Consider the following 24,327-nt stretch of genomic DNA (forward strand, 5'->3'; position numbering starts at 1 on the left):
TGTTTTGTCATTTTCTTATCTTATGAGAATTTGTTGGAAATTGATTCGCTATAAATATGAGTGAAAATGGATAGAAATTCTTAACAGGTAAGAATGGGAGTTATGCTAGTGAAATCAGCATAAAAATCCCCCATTTTTGCAGTATCTATAATAGACAAAAGGCACCATCGAGGTGCCTTTTGTGCAAATTATAATTTGATGTCATCCAAAGTGATGTCGTTGCAGACATCGAGTTCACGCAGCTCCTTAAGTAAGTTGCGTCTATCGTTCATTGCTTCAATTTCACGCCATTTACGTTTCAATGGTTTTGAGCGTGATTTAGTTGTTGAGGTAGTTTCCAGATCAAAGATGTTGTCTAGTTGAAAGCCTTCCATAAGCCACCTTACCTTTTTAAATAAACTGTTATTGCCAGTCCTTTGTGGAGTTTTTTAAGTACCACAATAGCTTTGAAGATAACTATGATTCATTTCGCATTTGTGTCGGTAACATGACAGTTTCGTTTAAAAATCCCCACAAAATCACACTTTGACTAGGGGGTAAGTGCTTATAAAATGAGCGATCGATCTCAAGAAAACGATTAAATGAAAGGGAAGAGGATGTTAATTCTCGTTACTTAATCGAAGAAATTAAACCTCGGATTAGTTGCATAAAATTGTATCGACTAAAATATAACCAGTCAGGTTGGCATTGCAGAGAAAGTTTTATTGAATGCCTTGATATCACTAGCTTGATTTGAAATTAACAGTCTGCCATACCATTATGTTTGCATTGCCTTTTGTTGTTAATCGTTGGTTGCTTGTATGTTGCTGTTTGTGGGTTTTAAATTTCCCTTTTATGTTAACTTTTAGTGATTTTCTAGTGAAAAATAACATGTATAAAAAACTAATTTCATATTGATTTTTGAGGTTTGAGGCTGCATTATCCGCCCGTCAAAAATTACGCTAGTACGTAAAATGGAAGCATGAAGCGATATTTACGATTCTAGATTGCGCATAAACACTACTCCAAAAGCTAAGCAGACTTTGACACTTAGCAAGCAATCTAGTGGAAGGCTTGGAAGCATAAACTGGCGCAACTCACTTTGAGGTACACATGACAGACTTAATCAATTTGATGAACGATCTCCTTTGGGGCTCGATTCTGGTTTATCTTCTTGTAGGTGTAGGAATCTACTTCACTGTTCGATTGGGTTTCATCCAATTCCGTCACTTCGGCCACATGTTCTCTGTTCTGAAGAACAGCCGTAAAGCAGACAAAGCTGGTATTTCTTCTTTCCAAGCGCTTTGTACTAGTCTTGCTGCACGTGTAGGTACAGGTAACATGGCGGGTGTTGCAGTTGCATTGACTGCGGGTGGCCCTGGTGCAATCTTCTGGATGTGGTTGATTGCAATGCTTGGTATGGCGACGTCGTTTGCAGAAAGCACGCTAGCACAGCTATACAAAACCAAAGATGATGATGGCAACTACCGCGGTGGTCCTGCTTACTACATGGAAAAAGGCTTGGGCATGCGCTGGATGGGCGTATTGTTCTCGGTTTTCCTGATCATCGCTTTTGGTTTGGTATTCAACGCCGTTCAAGCAAACTCAATTGCAAATGCAATGAGCACAGCATTTGGTTGGGATGATCTATACGTAGGTATCGCAGTTGTTGCTCTGTCTGCTGTGGTTATCTTCGGTGGTATCAAACGTATCGCGAAAGTAGCTGAATTGATTGTTCCAGTTATGGCTCTTGCGTATCTATTGCTAGCTCTGTTTGTCATGTTCTCTAACCTAGAGAAACTACCAGACGTGCTAATGCTGATCTTTAAGAGCGCATTTGGCCTACAAGAAGCCGCTGCAGGTGGTCTTGGTTATGCAATCGCACAGGCGATGATCAACGGTATCAAACGTGGTCTATTCTCGAACGAAGCAGGTATGGGTTCTGCGCCAAACGCGGCTGCATCTGCAACGCCTTACCCGCCACACCCAGCATCTCAAGGTTATGTACAGATGCTCGGCGTGTTCATGGATACGATCGTTATCTGTTCGGCGACAGTCGCTATCATCCTTATGTCGGGTGAGTACGTAGGCCAAGCAACTGAAGTAACGGGTATCGAGTTAACTCAGCGTGCATTGAGCTCACAAGTTGGTGATTGGGGCAGCATTTTTGTTGCGGTAGCAATCTTCTTCTTTGCGTTTACTTCGATCATTGCTAACTATTCATATGCTGAAACCAACCTAATTTTCCTAGAGCACAACCACAAAGCGGGCCTAGGTATCTTCCGTATTATCGTGTTAGGTATGGTGATGTTCGGTGCGCTAGCATCTCTACCTGTGGTTTGGTCACTTGCCGACGTATCCATGGGTTTGATGGCAATTGTGAACTTAGTAGCGATTCTGTTGTTATCAGGCATTGTGATTAAGCTGGCGAAAGACTACAACCGTCAGCTAGACGAAGGTAAAGTACCAACGTTTGATGCAAATGACTTCCCTGAGCTGAAGTCGCAACTAGAAGACGGCATTTGGTACAACGCCAAGAAAGAAGACTAAGTCGATAGCTAATCATTGTTGAAAGCTATCAACACGATTCAAAAAGCCATGCAGACAATGCATGGCTTTTTTTGTACCCTAATGGGAAACAAAAATTAGGGAAGTTAAAGTCATGCTCATCGTAGTTTCTCCAGCTAAAACGCTTGATTACGAGTCACCACTCGCTACCGAGAAGTTTACTCAACCAGACTTGGTTAGCTATTCAAAAGCGCTGATCGAGGTATGCCGTAAGTTAACACCTGCCGATGTGGCATCATTGATGAAGGTAAGTGATAAGATCGCAGACCTAAATGTAGGCCGCTTCCAAGAGTGGAGCGAAACCTTCACCACTAATAACGCGCGCCAAGCGATTCTTGCATTTAAAGGTGACGTGTACACAGGTCTTGAAGCTGAAACCCTTTCTGATGCCGATTTTGATTACGCTCAAGATCACCTACGTATGCTATCTGGCTTGTATGGTCTGTTGAAGCCGCTTGATTTGATGCAGCCATACCGTCTTGAGATGGGTACCAAGCTGGCGAATGACAAGGGGACTAACCTTTACCAGTTTTGGGGTAATGTGATTACCGATAAGCTGAATGAAGCGATTGCAGCTCAGGGCGACAACGTGCTGATCAACCTAGCGTCGAACGAATACTTCAAAGCGGTGAAGCCAAAGAACTTGGATGCACAAGTGATCACCCCAATCTTTAAAGATTGTAAAAATGGACAATACAAGGTGATCAGCTTCTACGCGAAGAAAGCGCGCGGCATGATGGCGCGCTACATTATTGAAAACCGCATCGATAGCGTGGCGGACTTAACTAAGTTTGATGTTGCGGGTTACTACTTCGTTGAAGAAGAGTCGACACCGACAGACTTGGTGTTTAAACGCGAAGAGCAAAACTGATTGAGCGAAGTTAAGTTTCAGCTCTGCTAAACAATTCAAACGAAAAGCCGGATATTTATCCGGCTTTTTTTATTTCATCGAACACTGATCTTAATTTCATTTATTACATAAAAATTTTAGTTCTTAAAAAATAGTTGAGTAAGAAGGGTTAAAGTTGTATTTTAAATGCAACTTTAAAAATAAAGGAGTTCTCCTATGTCAGACTTCAAGCTCACACACAAAAAAGCCTCTAAGTTATCGGAGTACGTTGCACTTCGTATTACCAAGTTGCTGAAATTCACTCTGAACATCTTTTACGGCAAGAAATACGCAAAGCGAGCGGTGATTCTTGAAACCATCGCAGCCGTGCCCGGTATGGTGGCGGGCATGTTCAACCACCTCAAAGCGCTGCGTCGAATGAAAGACGATGAAGGTTGGATCCGAGAACTTCTCGACGAGGCTGAGAATGAGCGTATGCACCTGATGATTTTCCTCGACATTGCCAAGCCGAGTTTGATTGAGCGTTTACTTGTACTGCTTGGCCAAGGTGTGTTTATTCTCGTGTATAGCATCATCTATCTACTGTCTTCTAAAATCGCTCACCGTGTTGTGGGCTACTTCGAAGAGGAAGCGTGCAACAGCTACACCGAGTACCTAGAGAAAATTGATAGTGGGGAAGTAGAGAATGTACCGGCTCCGACTCTGGCGATCGATTACTACAAGCTGCCTGCCGATGCGATGTTAAGAGATGTAATTTTGCGTATTCGCGAAGATGAAGCGGGACATCGAGACCGTAATCATGGTTTTGCCGATGCCTATGAAGACAAAACTCTTCCAGCCCATCATCTGTAAACATGAAAAACAAAAAGAGCCGCGGTTGCGGCTCTTTTAGGTTTGGAATTAATCAGACGTGATTACTTCTTCTTAGCGGTTTTCTTTTTCGCTACTTTCTTCTTGTCGTCTTTTTTCTTTTTCTTCTTAAACACAGGCTTTTTGTGTTTAGGGCGCATTTCTTTCACGAAACGCTCTTTGATGTCTTCTTTCACGTAACGAGCAACGCGATCCATCATTGGCTGATCGTGCGCTTCTACGATTGAGATCGCATTACCTTTTTTACCTGCACGAGCCGTACGGCCGATACGGTGAAGGTATACGTCAGCCGTGCGCGGCATATCGTAGTTAATTACGTGTGATACGTCTGGAAGGTCGATACCACGTGCCGCTACGTCTGTCGCAAGTAGCACGTTAACTGTGCCTTCACGGAAGCGAGCAATCGCGTTGTTACGACGATCTTGAGGCATTTCACCTTGAATCCAAGAACATGGAATCTGTGCGCTCTCTAGTTGTGCACGAAGCTCTGCTAAACGCTCACGAGTCTTCAAAAACACGATAGTGCGTTCTGCTTGCTCTGTAATGATGTGTTTTAGTAGGGCAAGCTTATGCTCTGCGTCATCAGCACGGTGGTACCACTGTGCAATCTTCTTACGCTCACGCAGTGGTGATTTCGCGTCGATCTCAGCTGGTTCGTTCAGTAGGTCTGCTGTGAAACCTTCTACGCCTTTGCCTTCTAGTGTTGCTGAAAACAGAAGTGTTTGTTTACGCCAGCGACATTCGTTAGACAGACGGTCAACCGTTGGAGCAAAGCCCATGTCTAGCATGCGGTCAGCTTCGTCTAGCACCAGCCATTCAATCGCACGACAGTCAAAACGTTCTGCATCGATGTATTCACGTAGGCGACCTGGTGTTGCAACCACGATATCTTGTGTTGTAGCCAAAATATCCGCATGTTCTTGGTATTGAACACCACCAGTGATGGTGAAGATGTTTAGCTTGGTGTTTTTCGCCAGTGCACGAGCTTGATCGGCAATCTGCATTGCTAACTCACGAGTTGGCGTGAGGATCAGAATACGTGCAGGTCCCGGTTTACGACGAGGGAAATCTTGCAGGTATTGCAGTGCTGGCAGGACGAATGCCGCCGTTTTACCCGTACCAGTTGGTGCTGACGCTAGAATGTCACGACCATCTAACGCTTGTGGAATCGCTTCGGCCTGAATTTTAGTTGGGCGTTCGTAGCCCATCTCATCAATGGCTTCAAGTAGGTTTTGGTCTAGATCAAGTTCAGCAAAGGTTCTGATCACAATGAGTTCTCCACAAGCAAAGCTTGGTTAATGGTTCGCCACAGCAGCATAGAATATAAAAAGGTCGCACATTATAAAGTGATTGGTGACAAGGATCACATGTTATTTCACATCTTAAGGTAAAACTCGCGAGTTAGCTGGATAAAGTTGTCGCTGTAGCCCTCGCTCGAGTGGATGATCAAGTGCGTTTCTTGAGTATCACAAGCTTGTTTGGCCAATTCAAACAGTAAACGGTGCACGGGCTTTTTCTGTGATGGTTGCACGCGACAGATACGTGATAGATACCATCCCTGTTGCTGCGCCATAGCAATAAACCGCTCGCCTTCGATAATTGGTAGGACGAAACTGGCTGTTCCCTCTTCAGTCAGCAGTTCATGACAGCGTTTAAGTAATGCTGCGTGCTGCAAACTATCTGTGTGTCGGGCGGTTGCACGTTGACTTTGCTTCGATTGCTCACCACTGTTGAAGTAGGGCGGATTACAGATGATGTGCTCAAAATGATGTGTAGGTTCAAACTGCAATACATCGGCGTGTTGGATATAAAGTCTGTCTGACCAAGGAGATTGAGTGAAGTTATGTTGCGCTGCTTCTATCGCCGATATTTCAATATCAAGAGCGGTGATCTCTACAGCCGGAAATCTCTGTGCGCACATTAATGCCAGCAAGCCTGTACCTGTACCAATGTCCAAAATTTTACTCTGTGGTGAGCAATTTGCCCAAGCGCCAAGCATGACACCATCGGTGCTGACAGGCATGCCACTTTCACCGCCGTGAATCGAAAACTGCTTGAACTTGAAGTCCTTAGTCTGAAATTTTTCACTCTTCATGATTGTTTTATTATTACTCAATATTAGAGTTAATCTCTCTGTTGTTTCTTAATTGTATAGATTGTTATCTCGTTGGTTATTAAATTGTATTTCAATTTGATCGAGATAAATATCTAGCTCTTTATTTTAGGGTAGTGGTATCCACTGCTTTTTAATCCTTTAACTAAATTAATATGGTGTTTTTTTCTTAAAGGTTGCCAAATGATGGGTACTTCGTCATTATGCGGCGGAAATTTATAGATTGAACCACAGGTACTCATTAACTTTGGGTATACAAAAAAGTGGTCGATGCATACACAACATTCATCAATTAGAGAAAAAGGGTTATCTGTGAAGCAGACGTTAAAACTAACAGATATTATCGCAGTAGGCTTTATGCTATTTGCGTTCTTTTTGGGTGCCGGCAACATCATTTTTCCACCACTAGCGGGTCAGCTAGCGGGTGATCACTTGATGCCAGCAATGTTCGGTTTCTTGCTAACAGCGGTAGGTCTACCTCTTATTACTATCGTTGCTATTGCTGTGGCAGGCGGCTCTTGGGATCACTTGACTCAAGATCTTCCTAAAAAAGCAGCAGTTCTGATGGCGGCGTTGATCTTCATCATCATCGGTCCTGCATTTGCAGCACCTCGTACAGGTCTAGTAGCCTACGAGATGGCGGTGAAACCATTCTTCCTAGATGCCTCTCAAGCGCATCTAACGTCATTCTCAATCTTGTTCTTCGCGGTAGCAATGATCTTCGCTTGGTTCCAAGGTCGCTTGATTGACTTGATTGGTAAAGTACTAACGCCAGTTCTATTCCTTGGTCTTATCGTTCTTGCGATTGCGGTGTTCGTTGATCCGCAAGGTGAAATGATGGGCGCACACGGCGAGTACTTGACTCAGCCACTGACTAAGGGCTTCCTTGAAGGTTACAACACCATGGATACGTTCGCATCGTTGATGTTCGGTATGCTAATGGTGGATGCACTTCGTAGCAAAGGTATCACTGAGCGTGCGGCAACAACGAAATACCTAATCTGTGCTGGCTGTATTGCCGCTGCAGGTCTGGCGTTCGTTTACATCTCATTGTTCTACCTAGGTGCGACGAGTTCAACTATCGCAGCAGGTGCGGACAACGGTGGTGCAGTACTGAGCCAATACGTTCAGGCGCTATTTGGTCCTTACGGTCAGGTTGTGCTTTCAATCATCGTACTTTTGGCATGTTTGACGACGGCGATTGGCCTTATCTCTGCATGTTCTGACTTCTTCAGCTCTAAGACGAAACTGACTTACAAGCAGTGGGTTATCATTAACGGCGCCGCTTGTGCACTGATTGCAAACGTTGGTCTGTCACAGCTAATCTCATTGTCAGTTCCTGTGCTGTTCGCGCTATACCCAGTAGCGGTTGCATTGGTTGCGCTAACATTTGTGCGTAACAAGCTACCAAACCCACGAGTGGCTTACCGCGCTGTACTGCTAGTATCACTGCTGTTTGCATTGATTGATGCAGCGAAAGTAGCGGGTCTAGACGTATCTGCATTCAACATGCTGCCACTATTTGAAGTAGGCATGGGTTGGGTTCTACCAACATTTGCAGCGATTGTTTGCATGTTCTTTATTGCTAAGTCTTCACAACCTGAGTTGACTGAAGAAGCGGCATAATCGCTGACTAGCAAAACAGAAAAAGCCCGGTGAAGTGATTCGCCGGGCTTTTTGTTTGTCTGTTGTTTAGCAAGTGCTGGCCTATAGTGTGTCGTGAAACTCCACCAATACTTGCTCACACCATTTCTCGATGCGTTCATCACTGAGTTCGTACTGAGAATCTTCATCCAGTGCTAAGCCCACAAACTGGCTGCCATCTTCTGTTAGTGCTTTTGATGCTTCGAACTCATAACCTTCGTTTGGCCAGTAACCGATGAACTGCGCGCCTGTAGCTTTGAGCTCATCATGCAGTAGGCCCATCGCATCAAGGTACCACTCGCCATAGCCTTCTTGGTCACCCAAGCCAAATAGGGCAACAACTTTGCCTTTTAGCGGTGTCGTTGCAATGTCTTCCCAGATTGCACTCCAATCTTCTTGGATTTCACCGAAGTCCCAAGTGGAGATACCAATCAGCAGTAAATCGTAGTCTGCCATCAGTGATAGCGGTGTCTCTTTCACGTTGTGAATGTCGACAAGGTCTTCACCAATGATGTTGCGAATTTTTTCTGCTGCCATTTCGGTGTAGCAGGTGGTTGAGCCGTAAAAGAGTCCGATTTTCATTATATTCGTCGTTTTTTGTATTGCTGTTGTGGCAGATTCTAACCATAAAACGGGGAAGATTGCAGCGATTATCCCGGGCTAGATGATTTTTTTATGGTATTGGCTGGACAGTTGTCTTACTCTCAATACTGTAAATATAAACAGATAAGGAAGCATTCATGACGGCACAACAGCCTGTCAATCAACAAGATTTTGGTCTTGTTGAGCAATTCTTAGATGCGATGTGGATGGAGCGTGGCTTGTCGGAGAACACGCTGGCTTCCTACCGAAATGATTTAATGAAACTGCTCGCGTGGATGGAGCAACATAGCTACCGTCTTGATTTTATCAGCCTGTCTGGTTTACAAGAGTACCAAAGTTACCTTGTTGATTTAGATTACAAGCAGACATCGCGCGCGCGGATGTTGTCAGCGATTCGTCGGTTGTTTCAATACATTCATCGCGAGAAAGTGCGCGGTGATGATCCGAGTGCGCTGTTAGTGAGCCCAAAGCTGCCGCAACGTCTGCCGAAAGACATCAGCGAAGAGCAAGTGGACGCACTGCTTGAGGCGCCGGATCCGAATGATCCGGTTGAATTGCGTGATAAAGCCATGCTCGAACTTCTTTACGCGACAGGTTTACGTGTGACAGAGTTGGTTAGTTTGACCATGGAAAATGTCAGCTTGCGCCAAGGCGTAGTGCGCGTCACTGGTAAGGGTGGTAAGGAACGCCTTGTTCCTATGGGGGAAAATGCGGTCGATTGGATTGAAACTTTTATTCAACAAGGCCGGTCTGCTCTATTGGGGGAGACTACCTCTGATGTGGTTTTTCCTAGTAAACGAGCCAGACAAATGACCCGTCAGACCTTTTGGCACCGTATTAAGTACTACGCTGTAATAGCGGGTATTGATACCGACCAATTGTCGCCACACGTACTGCGCCATGCTTTTGCGACGCATTTATTGAACTATGGCGCAGATCTCAGGGTCGTACAGATGCTGTTGGGGCATAGTGACTTATCGACGACGCAAATTTATACTCACGTGGCGACTGAGCGATTGAAGCAAATCCACAGTCAACACCACCCAAGAGCATAATGATGTATTGTCTCGTTGGATGAAACGATTTTATTTTAAGGTGAATTTAATGAGCGTATTACGCCGACTAACTCTGCTGACTTTACCGTTTTTTGTTACCGCTTGTGGTGCTGAAGAAAGTCAGGAAAAAATGGACACTCCTGCACAACAAGTCGCGCCGGCGGCAAAACAGAACTTTGATGAGGCTGCACTTAAAGCCAAGTTTTCTAAATTGGGTGTATCTATTCTTGATATCCAACCATCGGATGTTGCTGGATTATTAGAAATTCAAACTAATGGTGGTGTGCTGTTTGCATCAAATGATGGCAGCCATTTTATTGCTGGTACGCTTTATGCCATCGATAACAATGGTGGCTACAAAGACGTGATTGCTGAGCGTCAAGCGCCGTTAAATGCCGAGAAAATTGCAAAGTTCTCTGATAGCGTGATCGAATACAAAGCAGACAATGAGAAGTATGTGGTGACGGTATTTACTGACATCACGTGTGGCTACTGTGTGCGTCTACACAGCCAGATGCAAGGTTACAACGACTTAGGCATTACTGTTCGTTACATGGCGTATCCTCGCCAAGGCGCAACAGGTCCTGTTGCTGAACAGATGGCGACTATCTGGTGTGCAGAAGATCCTCAAACGGCTATGCACAATGCAAAAGTAGAACGCACTTTTGACAATCCAGTTAAAGATCTTAAACAGTGTAAAGAAACCATCCAGGCACATTACAACCTAGGCCGTGAACTTGGTATTTCCGGTACTCCTGCTATCTTCCTGCCAAACGGCGAGCTAGTTGGTGGGTACCTTCCACCGGCAGAATTACTAAAACGTCTAGAGCAACAATAATCCTTTAAGGAGCAGAGCCAGCATGCAACGCTGGCTCTTTTCAAACATGATAGAAATTCAACGACGTCCCGAACCGGACCTTTCTCTTCTTCCCGATTCCATTCCTTCTATTCTTAAGCGTATCTATCTCAACCGTGGTATCACGGATATCGCACAGTTAGAAACCTCTGCACGTGGTTTGCATTCTTACCAACAGCTTGGTGGTATAGATAAAGCGGTTGAACTGCTTTTCCAAGCGATCAATGAGCAAAAGCGGATTATCGTTGTTGGTGATTTTGATGCCGATGGCGCGACCAGCTCAGCGTTGTCGGTACTTGCACTACGTATGCTTGGCAGCAATAACGTCGATTACTTGGTGCCAAACCGCTTTGAAGATGGTTATGGATTGAGTCCGGAAGTGGTGGATCAAGCTTTAGAGCTTGGTGCTGAAATGATCATGACAGTTGATAATGGCGTGTCGTCGATTGAAGGTGTTCGTTACGCAAAAGAAAATGGCATTACCGTGCTGGTGACTGACCACCACTTACCGGGGCAAGTGCTCCCAGACGTCGATGCCATGGTGAACCCAAACCTAGACAGCTGTGCTTTCCCATCGAAAGCGTTGGCAGGGGTGGGAGTGGCTTTCTATCTGATGATGGCGCTGTGTGTATACATGCGCAAACAGAATTGGTTTGCGCAGCAAGGCATGCAAGAGCCTAAGTTGATGGAGCTGATCGACTTGGTTGCCCTTGGTACTGTGGCAGACGTAGTGCCACTGGATGAAAACAACCGCATTCTTGTGCACCAAGGCTTACAGCGTATTCGTGCAGGTAAAGCACGCCCGGGCATTCAAGCCTTGATAGAAGTGGCGAAACGCGATGCGCGTCGTTTGGTCGCGTCGGATTTTGGTTTTGCACTGGGTCCACGTATTAACGCTGCAGGTCGTTTGGATGATATGTCATTTGGTGTTGAGCTGCTGATGTGTAACAACATCCATGCTGCACGTCGCATGGCGAGTGAGTTGGATGGCCTCAACCAAACCCGTAAAGAGATTGAAGAAGGCATGAAGCAGGAAGCGATGGCTTTTTGTGAGCGTCTTCAGTTTGGTGAAAACACCGAACTCCCTTATGGCTTAGCCTTGTTTCAAAGAGACTGGCACCAAGGTGTGATAGGTATTCTTGCTTCGCGAATAAAAGAGAAGTACCACCGTCCCGTTATTGCGTTCGCGGATGGAGGGGAAGGAACGATCAAAGGCTCTTGCCGTTCAATTCCTGGGCTGCACATGCGTGATGCGTTGGACTTTATCGATACGCAAAACCCTGGCTTGATCATCAAATTTGGTGGCCACGCGATGGCGGCGGGCTTAACCATCAAAGAGCAAGACTTCGAGCGTTTTAGCCGTTTGTTTGATGAAGTGGTTAAAAAAGAGTTGGATGAAGCGGCGTTGAAAGGTGTGATCCTATCTGATGGTGAGTTGAAACCGGAAGAATTTTCGATGCATGTCGCTGAGCAACTTCGTGCGGGTGGTCCGTTTGGTCAAGCGTTTCCTGAACCTATCTTTGATGGTGAGTTCAAAGTTCTGCACCAGAAACTGGTGGGTGAGAAACATCTTAAGTTGATGTTAGAACCGCTTTATAAAGGCCACCCAACCAACGTAATGATCGACGGTATTGCCTTCAATATTGATTTACGTCGTTGGCCGGATGCATCAGTAAAAACAGTACGCCTTGCGTATAAGTTGGATGTGAATGAATTTAGAGGTAATCAATCACTTCAGTTGATGGTTGATTATATCGAAGCCAAGTAAATCCTCGTTTTTCGCCTACTATAGAGTACGGTCGCCTTTAAGTGGCATCAAAATTTTATGACCGTGCTCTCTCTAATTGCAATCTGATTTCCCAACCGAAATTTTCCTGTATCTCCGTCACATTTTTGAGTAGAATTTCTCGGTTAAATTCTATTCTAAAATGTTGAGCAAACATGTTTGAAATCAATCCAATTAAAAACCGTCTTCAGGATGTGTCTGAGCGCACGAATGTCCTGAGGGGGTATCTTTGACTATGACGCTAAGAAAGAGCGTCTAGAAGAAGTCAACGCAGAACTAGAACAACCGGATGTATGGAACGAGCCAGAACGTGCGCAAGCATTAGGCAAAGAACGTTCATCTCTTGAAGCGGTTGTTGAAACTATTGATCAACTAGAGCAAGGTGTAGAAGACGTTGAAGGGCTTCTAGAACTTGCTGTTGAAGAAGAAGATCAAGAAACGTTTGATGAAATCGAACCAGAACTTGCAGAACTTGAAGAAAAGCTAGAACAACTGGAATTCCGTCGTATGTTCTCTGGCGACCACGATAGCTCTGATTGCTACATTGACTTGCAAGCAGGCTCAGGTGGTACTGAGGCACAAGACTGGACCAACATGATGCTACGCATGTACCTACGCTGGGCTGAAGCAAAAGGCTTTAAAGCTGAGGTAATTGAAGTATCTGAAGGTGAGGTTGCTGGTCTTAAGGGCGCGACTGTAAGAATCTCTGGTGAGTACGCTTACGGTTGGCTACGTACTGAAACTGGTGTTCACCGCTTAGTACGTAAATCGCCATTCGATTCAGGCGGCCGTCGTCATACATCATTTGCTTCTGCGTTTATCTACCCAGAGATTGATGAAAATATTGCTATCGACATTAACCCATCTGACCTACGCATTGACGTTTACCGTGCATCAGGCGCAGGTGGTCAGCACGTAAACACCACAGAATCTGCGGTCCGTATTACGCACGTGCCAACGAACACTGTGGTTCAGTGTCAGAATGACCGTTCTCAACACAAGAACAAAGATCAGGCAATGAAACAGCTTCGAGCAAAGCTATTTGAGCTTGAATTGCAGAAGCAAAACGCGGAAAAACAAGCTAATGAAGACGCTAAGTCTGACATTGGCTGGGGTAGCCAGATCCGTTCTTACGTATTGGATGACTCACGCATTAAAGACCTCCGTACGGGCGTTGAAAACCGTAATACTCAAGCGGTTCTTGATGGCGATCTGGACAAATTTATTGAAGCTAGCCTGAAATCAGGCCTATAAAGCTTTTCACCGACAAAAACAGGATACATCGAAAATGACTGATGCTGTTCAAAACGAAACTGTACAAGAAGCCTCTACACAAGAAGAGAATAAGCTAATTGCTGAGCGCCGCGCTAAACTGGATGCAATCCGAAAGAGCTGCAAAGCAAATGGCCACCCAAACGACTTCCGTCGTGACGCACTAGCGGGCGACCTTCAAAAAGAGTTCGGTGAAAAGTCGAAGGAAGAGCTAGAAGAGCTTAACCACGTAGTTGCAATCGCTGGCCGTATCATGGCTAAGCGTGGTCCATTCTTAGTAATCCAAGAAACTTCTGGCCGTATCCAAGCTTATGCTGATAAAGCGGTACAAAAAGTACTTAAAGACCAGTACCAAGGTCTAGATATCGGTGACATCATCGGTGTTAAAGGCGCACTACATAAGTCTGGTAAAGGCGATCTATACGTGAACATGGAAGAGTACGAGTTGCTAACTAAAGCACTGCGTCCACTACCAGAGAAGTTCCACGGCCTAACTGACCAAGAGATGCGTTACCGTCAACGTTACGTTGACCTAATCGTTAACGAAGAGTCTCGTCAAGCGTTCGTAGTACGTTCTAAAGTGATGTCTGCAATTCGTAACTTCATGATCTCTAAGCAGTTCATGGAAGTTGAAACGCCAATGATGCACGTTATCCCTGGTGGTGCGAGTGCGCGTCCATTCATCACACACCACAACGCACTAGACATGCCAATGTACCTGCGTATCGCACCTGAGCTATACCTGAAACGTCTAGTGGTTGGCGGTTTTGATCGCGTATTCGAAATCAACCGAAACTTCCGTAACGAAGGTCTTTCTCCACGTCACAACCCAGAATTCACAATGATGGAATTCTACATGGCGTACGCGGACTACAAAGATCTGATGGACCTAACTGAAGAACTACTAAGCTCAGTAGCTCTAGAAGTTCTAGGTTCAACATCAATGCCTTACGGTGATGACACGGTTGAGTTTGGTGGCACTTACACTCGTATGAGCATGTTCGAAGCAATCAAGCACTACAACCCAGACCATGCGCAAATCCAAGCGCTAACAGAAGAAGACATTCAAAACCGTGACCTAATGGTTTCTATCGCGAAATCTGTTCACGTTGAAGTAGAATCTTTCTGGACATGTGGTCAGCTTCTTGAAGAAATCTTCGGTGAAACTGCAGAACCTAAGCTAATGCAGCCTACGTTCATCACTGGTTACCCAGCAGATATATCTCCTCTGGCTCGCCGTAGCGATGACAACCCATTCTTCACAGACCGCTTTGAGTTCTTCATTGGTGGTCGCGAAGTAGCAAACGGCTTCTCTGAGCTTAACGATGCAGAAGACCAAGATGCGCGTTTCAAAGCACAGGTTGAAGCGAAAGAGTCTGGTGATGATGAAGCAATGTTCTACGATGCAGACTACATTACTGCACTAGAGCACGGCCTACCACCAACAGCAGGTCAAGGTATCGGTATCGACCGCCTAGTTATGCTGCTGACTAACACGCACACAATCCGTGACGTAATCCTATTCCCAGCAATGCGCCCACAAGCGTAATTTGGCAGGATGATCAAAAAAACCACCTTCGGGTGGTTTTTTTATGTTCGAAATTTGACGTTATTCAACCATTTGAATTTGATGACGAGTAATTTAATAGAGAAATTATTCGCCAAATCGCAATCTGTTGCATAGTCTTAATATTGAGACAGACTAATCGGGTGATAGTCTCGATAATGTTACCAGTTCGCAAAGTTTGGTTTGTGGAGCGAATTTTCTATTAACAGAATTTAAGGGTTAAAGAATGGCTGGGCAGTTTAAGATGGATTCCATTCCGGGGTCGCTGGTAGTAGTTGGCGGTACTTACGAACCTTGGTTATCAGTATTAGAACAAGTCGGATGGAAGTGTCACCAAGTGGGTGACCTGCGTAAGGCTAATACGCTCCTTGAGGACATTGGCCCCTGCATAGGTATTGTAGATTTAAGTCACGATGAGTTTAGCCTTAACGGCTTAGCAAACTTAGTGAGCTCTCACAAACATGTTCGTTGGTTAGCCTTCATTCGTGAGTCACAACTCGGTACCGATACCATTTGCCAGTTCATTGTGAACTTTTGTATCGACTTTTTTACTGCGCCAATTCCAGATGCGCAGTTACTAAGTACCATTGGTCACCAGCTTGGTATGCTCAAGCTAGAGAAGAAAGTGTGGCCAAGCTTTGGTAACAGCTTAGATATGGGACTGGTGGGGGAATCAATCCCTATGAAGCGTCTACGTGATCAAGTGAAACGTATTGGTCCAACGGATGTGAGTATCCTTATCTATGGTGAAAGCGGTACTGGTAAAGAAGCGGTAGCGCGTGCTATCCATAAAGTCTCTTCTCGAGCACACAAACCATTTTTGTCAGTAAATTGCCGTGCTTTGAATGAACAGCGTTTTCAAGCGGAAGTCTTTGGGGCTAGCGATGAAGATGTGACTGAGCCAAGTATTATGGAACAGGCTGATGGCGGTACTGTTTTGTTCAACGACATTTTAACTATCTCAAAAGAGCAGCAAATGAACCTGTTGCGATTTTTGCAAGAAGGCACAATTGAGACCCGAGATGGCTTAAAAACAGTGAATGTTCGAGTTCTTGCCGCTAACTCATCAGATGTGGAAAAGGCGTTGATTGATGGTGATTTTAATGAAGAACTATACCATTACATTAATGTGCTACGTATCAATGTACCGAGCCTTAAAGAGCGTGCTAGCGATATAGGCCTACTGGCTCGTTATTATCTGCAAGAGTTTTCTAAAGAGTATAACTCTCAAGCGAAGGGCTTTTCTGAAGATGCACTTAAATCTCTGACGCGTTACTTTTGGCCAGGTAATGTTCGAGAACTAATGAACCAGATTAAGCGTGCGGTGTTAATGTCGGACAGTGTCATTATCGAAGAACATCACCTCGACTTGCCTCAACGAAATGATGCAAAGAGAAGCTTAAAGTCAATTCGCGAAAAGAGTGAGCGTGATGCGTTATTAGTGGTTCTCGAATCTCATTCAGGGCAAGTATCGAACGCGGCGAAAGAGCTAGGTGTATCTCGAGCAACCATGTATCGTTTGCTAAACAAACATAATTTGATATCAGAGCAGGTAGTTTAAGTTACTAGGTGTCAAAGGAAAAGAGGAGCGTATTGTCGCTCCTTTTTTGTACTTTGAATGCAATTATTTATAAAACTCGAAGCTTTATATATTCCACAGGTGAATATGTTATTCGAAAAACCATATGAAACCCAATTTAGGTTATTGATTTGTTTTTAATAGAAAGGACAAAAATTGTTTGAATAATATCCTGTGTTGCTTACAATTTAGCCGTAACTCAAAGAGTTATACCACATCAATCACGGATTAATTTTTAGCTAGGAGGCGCAAGATGAAACATTACGTTGTTAACACTACTGCTTGCGCTGATCGTATGCCTTCTGTTCGCTCAACCTTTGATGCGATCATAAAGGATACCACTGGCTCATTAGATATAATTAATCCGTAACCTATCTATTTTCACTAGGCTGCGGAAAAGTAGCGGCTTAGTATCAACAGAATCTTTCTGTTAAAGAATGCACTATTTTTCCCAGTCGATCATTTATCGTAATTTGGAGAAAAATTATGCGTCACTCTATCTATCTAAAACTCGCTACAGTGTTGCTAAAAGCGGATCTAAAACGTGAAGAAAAGCAATGGCAGAGTATGGTTCGTCGTAGCTCTCACAATATCCCTTGGACCAATGAACACTTGCTCAGGGATATTGGTTTAGATAAAGAAGGTCGTTCAACTCAAACTTGCATTCCTGATGCAGTCAAAGTTGAGCGCCAAGTTCGTCACCTTCGTCGTGTCTTAACATCGCGAATACCGACGTAATTCAAAGCCCAGATTGAACTCTTTAGTACATTTGATTCAATTTGGGCTTAATATAAACAAAAGAGGCTGACCATGTGGTCAGCCTCTTTTGTTTTTGGTCTATTGGGAAATGAAACGCTATGGGCACGGGTTCGAGTAAGTAGTGCCAATCGCTTGGATGTCATTGAGTAACTCTTCACTTAAATGAACATCGATACTGTCGATGTTTGATTTAAGCTGCTCTAGGTTAGTTGCGCCAATGATGTTCGAGCCAACAAACGGGCGCTGGTTCACAAACGCCAGTGCCATTTGTGAGGGATCTAAACCGTGGTCACGAGCTAGGTTGACGTATGCTTCGGTGGCTTTTATGCCTTGCGGGGTGAAGTAGCGAGCAAAGCGCTCCCAAATCGTGCAACGTGCGCCTTCAGGTTTCGCTCCGTTTAGGTATTTACCGCTCAAGCAGCCAAACGCCAGTGGTGAGTATGCAAGTAGTTGAACGCCTTCGTAATGACTGATTTCAGACAAGCCAACTTCAAAGCTACGGTTCAATAAGTTATATGGGTTTTGGATTGAAACTATCCTCGGCAGATCGTGTTTTTCTGCTAAACGCAGCAGTGACATCACACCCCATGGGGTTTCATTCGATACACCGATGTAACGTACCTTACCTGCTTTAACTAGTTCGGTCAGCGCTTCAAGGGTTTCGATCAGCGTGACTTCTTCTTGCTTATCTGGGTAGGGGTAGTTGAGTTGACCAAAGCAGTTGGTTTGGCGCTGCGGCCAGTGCAATTGGTACAGGTCTACATAATCGGTTTGCAGGCGCTTTAAGCTGTCATCAATGGCGGTATGAATATGGCGGCGGTTAAGGCTCATGTTCTCACGAATGTACGGGACGCTACGTGGGCCAGCGACCTTCGTTGCCAATACCACTTTCTCTCGCTTGCCACTTTTCGCTAACCAATTACCAATGTATTGCTCAGTGAGTCCTTGTGTCTCTGCCTTTGGTGGAACGGGATACATCTCTGCTGTATCGATAAAGTTCACCCCATGATCGAGGGCAAAGTCGAGCTGCTGAAACGCTTCTTGTTCGGTATTTTGCTCACCAAACGTCATAGTGCCAAGGCAGATCTTACTGATCTCGAGTGATGAGTGCGGTAGTTTCGTATATTGCATTTCACATCCTTGAAGAGTTACCGACTGAATAAGTTATTCCAATATAGGGGATTTTTAGTCGTGGTCGCAAATGATTTAGTTTTCGCTTTATAGTTAACTCGAAACTTATCAATACGCTAACTAGACTTAAAGGATCTTGTGAAGGAGGTGCATTATGCAGAAGCATCAACTCGACATGTGGTTGCATGGCCACCACAAGGACTCTTATAAAACACCGAAGGTCTTTGTGATAGGTTGTTCTGATGTCTCTGACTATCTATTAGCAGTGGAGTACAAACACCAACTCGAGCCGATAAAAGATGGCGAAGATCCGATTCATTTTGGATCGTTAGACTTGGTAAAAGAGGAACTGCTTAGGTTAGGGATTGATAAAGCGTACTTGAGACTGCACAACGCGTACGATGAATGTGGTAGCGATGGCGCAGCCTCATACTGTGATATTGAATTGTCACTGGTAACGCATTAGGGTCTGTTGATCTTTTGAGCTGATTTTTGCAGCACTTTGTGGGAAATTTCTACAAGGCAGAGGCTTTGAAGTGTAGCTAGCCTACATGAGAAGCCGATAACGCTGTAGAAATGAACCACAAAGGCTGCCCGAAGGGTTCGGCTAGAATCGTTTTATGCTTTGTTAAGAAGCATTTACTTAGAATGACTAAGCTACATACTTCTTGCCGCGCCTAAAACGATTCTGACTAGGCGTCCCCATCCGAACAAAATTTAACCGCAAAAGACCAACAGCCCCTAGTTACTCTGATTGAAGGTTAATATAATGCTTCAGTAGTATCTGCTCAGTAAACTGTGTTCTGAGATAGAAACCACGGGGCAGGGTTTTTATCGGCTTGCCGTTTGAACTGTATGCTTCAGTAAGTGCTTTGGCATTTGCGGCTTTAGGACGTAGATGAAGCGCTTCGCCGTGTCTGGCGGAAATTTGATCAAACTTGCCCAGTACGATCAACTCCATTAACTCTTCCCAATCGTTTTTCAGGGTCAACTCTTCTTCTTCATCCGGTGACCAAATCAACGGGCTCCCGACGCGGCGCTCAGCCAACGGAATCTCGCGCTCGCCCTCAACCGGAACCCAAAGCACGCGGGAGAGCTTGTTGCGCACGTGGCTCGTTTCCCATGTTAAACCTTGCACACCAGTCAATGGTGCGACAGAGACAAAGGTCGTTTCTAATGGCTTGCCAGAGTAGCTGATCGGTATGCTCTTTAACTCGATTCCTAGTTTGGCGAAATCTTGTTGCGGCTTACTACCTGCGGGTGCACCCAAATGCCATTCTAGTAATTGACCGACCCAACCTTTATCGCGTTTCAAGTTTTCAGGAACGGTCATACCAGCTTCTTCTGCGAGTTCAGCAAAGCTTAATCCCGCAATCTCTTGCGCACGTTCCATCAGTTCAGCTTCGGATTGTGGTTCTGGTTTCATAATGACAAAGTGGTATTGGAAAACGCCTAGTCTAACAAATTTGAATAAAATCCTCTGTCGAAGATTTCATCGAGCTGGATTAAGAATGATCAATTCATAACTTATCCACAGATTAGGAAGTGACCAATAGGATCTTTGCTTGGGCTGGATGAATAAACAGGGGTTTAAGCGATGAGTGTGACTTGATTTTATTGAGATATCATGAAGTCCTACCTGTCTAATGTGGATAAATTGCCAATTGAGCGATCTTTGACCGATCTGAGTTTGGTGAAAAGATCATCAATAAAAGTTAGATCGTTGATTAAGCTAATTTCATTTATTTGTTTTAAAAGTCAGCATCTTATGGTTACCTTTCTCTTTTGTGAATAATCTTGTTTGTGATGGTTTTGAGCAAAAAACTTTATTGATCTTGTTTTCTTCACAAAGTTATTCACAGAAAAGGTGAATAAATGTGGGCTATGTCTCAATCCTGTGTTGATAAAGTAATGATTGCTCAAAAGATATCCAAAAATGGTTCAAAGGTAATAAATCTTGCTCATATCACATCAGTAAGTTTGCTAGTAATGGGGATATGTGGAAAAATCACGGTAATAAAAAATTATTCATAGAGGTTAGCCGGTGATAGATGGCGATGGTTACCGACTGAACGTTGGTATTGTGATCTGTAATAACCATGGTCAGGTATTCTGGGCTAAACGATACGGGCAACACTCATGGCAATTTCCACAAGGTGGGATTGACGAAGGTGAAACACCTGAACAAGCGATGTTCAGGGAGTTATATGAAGAAGTCGGTCTGACGAAAAAAGACGTTAAGATCATCGCAACAAGTCGTCATTGGTTAAGATATAAACTACCAAAGCGATTGGTGCGATGGGACTCCAAGCCTGTTTGTATCGGCCAAAAACAGAAATGGTTTCTGCTGCGATTGGATTGCGATGAGTCGCACATCAATATGCAGCGTGGAAAATCCCCTGAATTTGATGGTTGGCGCTGGGTAAGTTATTGGTATCCAGTTAGGCAAGTTGTTTCTTTCAAGCGAGACGTATACCGCCGAGCAATGAAAGAGTTTGCATCTTTAGCCATGCCTTTTCGAGAGCGAAAGACGAAAGGGAAAAGAAAAAAGCAACGTAGATAGAGGATTATTATGCTCAGTCAGCTAAGGGAAATAGTTGAAAAAGTCTCCAGAGTCGATGATCTCCATCTTGCACTCGACATTCTGGTAAAAGAGACTTGTGCAGCCCTATGCACTGAGTGTTGTACTATCTATCTTGCTAACCAAGAAATGCAGCGCCTTGAGTTGATGGCAACTCAAGGCCTTATTTTTGAAGGTGATAGCATCCATATCAACTTCAATGAAGGTTTAGTTGGCTTAGTTAAGCGCAGCGCTGAACCGCTAAATTTAGCCGAAGCCTCCACTCACCCTGACTTCAAATTCTTCCCCCAATTAGGCGAGCAGGTATACCACTCCTTCCTTGGTACTCCGATTATTCATCGCAAACAAGTACTTGGCGTGTTGGTGATTCAGCAAAAAGAGCCACGTTTGTTTAGTGAGATGGAAGAATCTTTTCTGGTCACTTTGTCAGCGCAGCTTGCTGTGTTGATCGCACATGCTCAAAGCCTTGGTCATTGGCAATTAGCCTCAACACCCACAGTGATGAAAGGCTTACCTGCCTCAACGGGGGTTGCGATAGGTGAGTTCTGGTTTGATGATACTCAGCCCAATTTAAGCGATGTTTTTCCTGCCTCAGCGTTAGATAAAGAACGTGAACATGAGTTGCTTGCGGTTGCAGTGGAAAGGGCGCTCAGCGATTTTCGTCGTATGCGGAAGAAGTTCGACAGTGAAATCAACAAAGATGCTTTGGCGATTTTCGACCTTTTTACACACTTACTCAACGACCCAATGCTACGTGGTGATCTGAAGAAGCAGATCGAGAAAGGTGACCGAGCTGACTGGGCGTTACGCCAAGTGGTAGAAACTTACTCAAATCGTTTTGCTCGTATGTCAGATGTTTACCTGCGTGAGCGCGCACAAGACATTCGTGAGTTAGGGCAGCGCTTGCTGTACTTCCTGCATAACAGTGAACAAGAACATGCCTCAATCGACCGCCCAGTGATTTTGGTTGCCAATGAGCTAACGGCGACGTTACTTGCATCAATACCAAAGCAGCATTTACTTGCTGTGGTTTCTCTTGAGGGCGCGGCAAACTCTCATGCTGCGATTCTATCTCGCGCACTGGGCGTGCCAGCCATCATGGGAGCAAATGTTAATCCCCAAGAGGTAAACGGTAAGCAAGGGATTGTTGATGGGTATTCAGGGGAGATTTACCTTGAACCTAATCGACAGTTGTTACGCGAGTATCGTAGTTTAGTCAGTGAAGAATCTGAATTGTTCGCTATGGTGAACAAAGATCTCTCACTCCCGGCAATTACCCAAGATGATTATCATATTGAAGTGATGCTCAATGCGGGTTTAAGTGCAGATAGCAATATTGCCATTAACTCCGGTGTCGATGGCGTTGGTTTATATCGAACCGAAATCGCTTTTTTACTTCAGCATCACTTTCCTTCAGAAGATGAGCAGTATCATCAGTACCAAGCGATTCTCAATAGCTACCCAAATCAACGCGTCGTAATGCGTACATTGGATATCGGTGGTGATAAGCCATTACCGTACCTGCCGATTGATGAAGATAATCCGTTTTTAGGTTGGCGTGGCATTCGCTTTACTTTAGATCACCCTGATATTTTTCTGATCCAACTACGGGCGATGCTCAGAGCCAGTGCTGATAGTGGTAATTTAAGCATTTTGTTGCCAATGATATCTGGTATCAAAGAGTTCGATGATGCGATTACCTTGATTAATCAAGCCTACAGTGAGGTGGTGTTACTTGATGATCGCATTCAAGCTCCGAAGGTTGGGGTGATGATAGAAGTGCCTTCTATGGTGTACTTGCTGCCGGCAATTGCGCACCGCGTCGACTTCGTTTCGGTTGGTACTAACGATTTAACACAATATTTGTTGGCGGTGGACCGGAACAATTCTCGTGTTGCAGATGTCTATGAATCCATGCATCCAGCGGTGTTGTTAGCGTTAAAGCAAATTCATGATGTTTGCCACCAATATCAAGTCCCGGTTTGCATTTGTGGTGAGCTAGCTGGTGACCCATTTGGTGCACTGCTCCTGTTGGGCTTGGGCTATAACAGTTTGAGTATGAACACCTCGAACGTAGCGAAGGTGAAATATTTGATTCGCCATAGCCAACAAAAAGAATTAGAAAAACTCGTCGAGAAAGCCATGTCATGCTCTTACGGGCAAGAAATTCATCAAATGATGCATGATTTCTTTATTCAACAAGGCTTTGCAGGCTTTATTCGTGCAGGTAAGAAGTAGGTAACAGTGACCATCTCTTTATTTATAATATTGCTCGCGTTGGGCGCTTTTGTTGGTGTGATGGCGGGGCTTCTTGGTATCGGAGGTGGGCTAATTGTCGTACCTGCGCTACTTTATCTTCTTCCTCTTGCTGGAATTTCTCCTGAAATGAGCATGCATGTGGCGTTAGCAACGTCATTGGCAAGCATCATTGTCACATCGGGCTCCTCTGCACTTAACCATCTTAAGCTGGGCAACGTCGATATGTTCGTTGTCAAATGGCTGATGCCTGGTGTGGTTGTCGGCGGCTTTGTTGGAGCCAATATTGCCGAGTGGATTCCGACACACTATCTGCCAAAAGTATTTGGTGTGATCGTGTTGTGTCTGGCAGTTCAGATGTTTCGCTCAATTAAGACGAAAAGTGAGAAGTCAATGCCGAGCAGTCCGGTCACTATGGTGTACGGAACGGGAATTGGTGTGGTATCGAGCCTTGCTGGCATTGGTGGTGGTTCACTGTCTGTGCCGTTCTTAAACAAGCATGGTATTGAGATGCGCAAAGCCGTTGGATCTTCTTCGGTGTGTGGCTGCATGATTGCGATTTCAGGCATGATTGGATTCATCTTACATGGTTACAAAGTAGAAGGGTTACCTGACTACAGTGTTGGCTATGTTTATCTGCCAGCTTTAGCTGCGATTGCGATGACGTCGATGCTCACGACGAAAGTCGGCGCTAAGATGGCGACTAACCTTCCTACGGCAGTCTTAAAGAAGATTTTTGCTGTATTCTTGATGTTTGTTGCAGCGACCATGTTGCTGTAAGTTTATTGCCAATTTATTCCCGCTGAACCGAGCATCTTTAGGTTACTCGGGTATATTTGTTTTACTAGTAATAAGAAG

21 protein-coding genes are annotated in these 24,327 nt (G+C 44.7%); 15 read left to right on the forward strand and 6 right to left on the reverse strand.

Translation table 11 applies throughout. The annotated features are described in order from the left end of the window. Window positions 1-188: 188 nt before the first annotated feature. Entirely contained in the window at window positions 189-374 is a 186-nt protein-coding gene (locus tag J4N37_RS02245) for a DUF3545 family protein (RefSeq protein ID WP_010445950.1), read from the reverse strand. Between the two features lie 718 nt (window positions 375-1,092). On the opposite strand from J4N37_RS02245, the gene J4N37_RS02250 reads away from it, so the two are divergent. From J4N37_RS02250 to J4N37_RS02260, 3 genes are all read left to right on the forward strand, one after another. Then, window positions 1,093-2,529 (forward strand): alanine/glycine:cation symporter family protein, encoded by a 1,437-nt coding sequence (locus J4N37_RS02250; RefSeq protein ID WP_010445952.1) that lies wholly within the window; start codon window positions 1,093-1,095, stop codon window positions 2,527-2,529. Window positions 2,530-2,641: 112 nt separating this feature from the next. Then, window positions 2,642-3,418, forward strand: coding sequence for a peroxide stress protein YaaA (gene yaaA, locus J4N37_RS02255; RefSeq protein WP_252041598.1), 777 nt, complete (start codon window positions 2,642-2,644; stop codon window positions 3,416-3,418). 195 nt (window positions 3,419-3,613) lie between these two features. Continuing rightward, window positions 3,614-4,249 carry an alternative oxidase gene (locus J4N37_RS02260; protein ID WP_252041599.1) on the forward strand — a complete coding sequence of 212 codons (636 nt, stop codon included), beginning with the start codon at window positions 3,614-3,616 and terminating at the stop codon, window positions 4,247-4,249. A gap of 62 nt (window positions 4,250-4,311) precedes the next feature. Here the strand turns inward: J4N37_RS02260 and srmB are convergent, their stop codons facing one another. Both srmB and J4N37_RS02270 read right to left on the reverse strand, forming a co-directional pair. Beyond that, window positions 4,312-5,535, reverse strand: a complete 1,224-nt coding sequence (srmB, locus tag J4N37_RS02265; protein WP_252041600.1) for an ATP-dependent RNA helicase SrmB — start codon at window positions 5,533-5,535, stop codon at window positions 4,312-4,314. Window positions 5,536-5,642: 107 nt separating this feature from the next. Further along, on the reverse strand, window positions 5,643-6,362 hold the full coding sequence (locus tag J4N37_RS02270; protein ID WP_252041601.1) for a tRNA1(Val) (adenine(37)-N6)-methyltransferase: 720 nt from the start codon (window positions 6,360-6,362) through the stop codon (window positions 5,643-5,645). Window positions 6,363-6,692: 330 nt separating this feature from the next. On the opposite strand from J4N37_RS02270, the gene brnQ reads away from it, so the two are divergent. Further along, window positions 6,693-8,006, forward strand: coding sequence for a branched-chain amino acid transport system II carrier protein (gene brnQ, locus J4N37_RS02275; protein WP_010445961.1), 1,314 nt, complete (start codon window positions 6,693-6,695; stop codon window positions 8,004-8,006). A gap of 81 nt (window positions 8,007-8,087) precedes the next feature. Here the strand turns inward: brnQ and fldB are convergent, their stop codons facing one another. Next, entirely contained in the window at window positions 8,088-8,606 is a 519-nt protein-coding gene (gene fldB, locus J4N37_RS02280) for a flavodoxin FldB (protein ID WP_005447890.1), read from the reverse strand. A 158-nt stretch (window positions 8,607-8,764) separates the two neighbouring features. Between fldB and xerD the strand changes: the two genes are divergently transcribed. From xerD to J4N37_RS02315, 7 genes are all read left to right on the forward strand, one after another. Then, window positions 8,765-9,682 carry a site-specific tyrosine recombinase XerD gene (xerD, locus tag J4N37_RS02285; protein ID WP_010445967.1) on the forward strand — a complete coding sequence of 306 codons (918 nt, stop codon included), beginning with the start codon at window positions 8,765-8,767 and terminating at the stop codon, window positions 9,680-9,682. A 49-nt stretch (window positions 9,683-9,731) separates the two neighbouring features. Then, a complete protein-coding gene (gene dsbC, locus J4N37_RS02290) occupies window positions 9,732-10,520 on the forward strand; it encodes a bifunctional protein-disulfide isomerase/oxidoreductase DsbC (RefSeq protein ID WP_045386601.1) in 789 nt (262 codons plus the stop codon). A 46-nt stretch (window positions 10,521-10,566) separates the two neighbouring features. Next, on the forward strand, window positions 10,567-12,306 hold the full coding sequence (recJ, locus tag J4N37_RS02295; RefSeq protein ID WP_010445971.1) for a single-stranded-DNA-specific exonuclease RecJ: 1,740 nt from the start codon (window positions 10,567-10,569) through the stop codon (window positions 12,304-12,306). 173 nt (window positions 12,307-12,479) lie between these two features. Then, a protein-coding gene (gene prfB, locus J4N37_RS02300) for a peptide chain release factor 2 (protein ID WP_100085109.1) occupies window positions 12,480-13,578 on the forward strand; the annotation gives its coding sequence in 2 pieces (ribosomal slippage) (window positions 12,480-12,554 and window positions 12,556-13,578; 1,098 coding nt in all). Window positions 13,579-13,612: 34 nt separating this feature from the next. Continuing rightward, entirely contained in the window at window positions 13,613-15,145 is a 1,533-nt protein-coding gene (gene lysS / locus J4N37_RS02305) for a lysine--tRNA ligase (protein WP_010445975.1), read from the forward strand. 244 nt (window positions 15,146-15,389) lie between these two features. Next, the gene (vpsR, locus tag J4N37_RS02310; protein WP_010445977.1) at window positions 15,390-16,724 is read left to right on the forward strand and encodes a cyclic-di-GMP-binding transcriptional regulator VpsR; all 1,335 of its coding nucleotides are present in this window, start codon (window positions 15,390-15,392) and stop codon (window positions 16,722-16,724) included. Between the two features lie 504 nt (window positions 16,725-17,228). Further along, window positions 17,229-17,480, forward strand: coding sequence for a hypothetical protein (locus tag J4N37_RS02315; RefSeq protein ID WP_010445979.1), 252 nt, complete (start codon window positions 17,229-17,231; stop codon window positions 17,478-17,480). A gap of 117 nt (window positions 17,481-17,597) precedes the next feature. Here J4N37_RS02315 and J4N37_RS02320 read toward each other — a convergent pair whose 3' ends face one another. Continuing rightward, window positions 17,598-18,632, reverse strand: a complete 1,035-nt coding sequence (locus tag J4N37_RS02320) for an NADP(H)-dependent aldo-keto reductase (RefSeq protein ID WP_071234974.1) — start codon at window positions 18,630-18,632, stop codon at window positions 17,598-17,600. A 154-nt stretch (window positions 18,633-18,786) separates the two neighbouring features. Between J4N37_RS02320 and J4N37_RS02325 the strand changes: the two genes are divergently transcribed. Further along, window positions 18,787-19,098, forward strand: a complete 312-nt coding sequence (locus J4N37_RS02325) for a DUF6482 family protein (RefSeq protein WP_010445983.1) — start codon at window positions 18,787-18,789, stop codon at window positions 19,096-19,098. A gap of 279 nt (window positions 19,099-19,377) precedes the next feature. Here J4N37_RS02325 and mutH read toward each other — a convergent pair whose 3' ends face one another. Beyond that, a complete protein-coding gene (gene mutH, locus J4N37_RS02330; RefSeq protein WP_010445985.1) occupies window positions 19,378-20,058 on the reverse strand; it encodes a DNA mismatch repair endonuclease MutH in 681 nt (226 codons plus the stop codon). Window positions 20,059-20,676: 618 nt separating this feature from the next. Between mutH and rppH the strand changes: the two genes are divergently transcribed. From rppH to J4N37_RS02345, 3 genes are read left to right on the forward strand one after another with little or no spacing between them, the layout of a single operon-like run. After that, window positions 20,677-21,195, forward strand: a complete 519-nt coding sequence (gene rppH, locus J4N37_RS02335; protein ID WP_010445987.1) for an RNA pyrophosphohydrolase — start codon at window positions 20,677-20,679, stop codon at window positions 21,193-21,195. A gap of 9 nt (window positions 21,196-21,204) precedes the next feature. Then, entirely contained in the window at window positions 21,205-23,451 is a 2,247-nt protein-coding gene (gene ptsP, locus J4N37_RS02340; RefSeq protein ID WP_038884912.1) for a phosphoenolpyruvate--protein phosphotransferase, read from the forward strand. A 6-nt stretch (window positions 23,452-23,457) separates the two neighbouring features. Beyond that, a complete protein-coding gene (locus J4N37_RS02345; protein WP_010445991.1) occupies window positions 23,458-24,249 on the forward strand; it encodes a sulfite exporter TauE/SafE family protein in 792 nt (263 codons plus the stop codon). The last annotated feature ends 78 nt before the right edge of the window (window positions 24,250-24,327 follow it).

The sequence above is a fragment of the Vibrio sp. SCSIO 43153 genome, from assembly GCF_023716625.1.
Taxonomy (GTDB): Bacteria; Pseudomonadota; Gammaproteobacteria; order Enterobacterales; family Vibrionaceae; genus Vibrio; species Vibrio rotiferianus.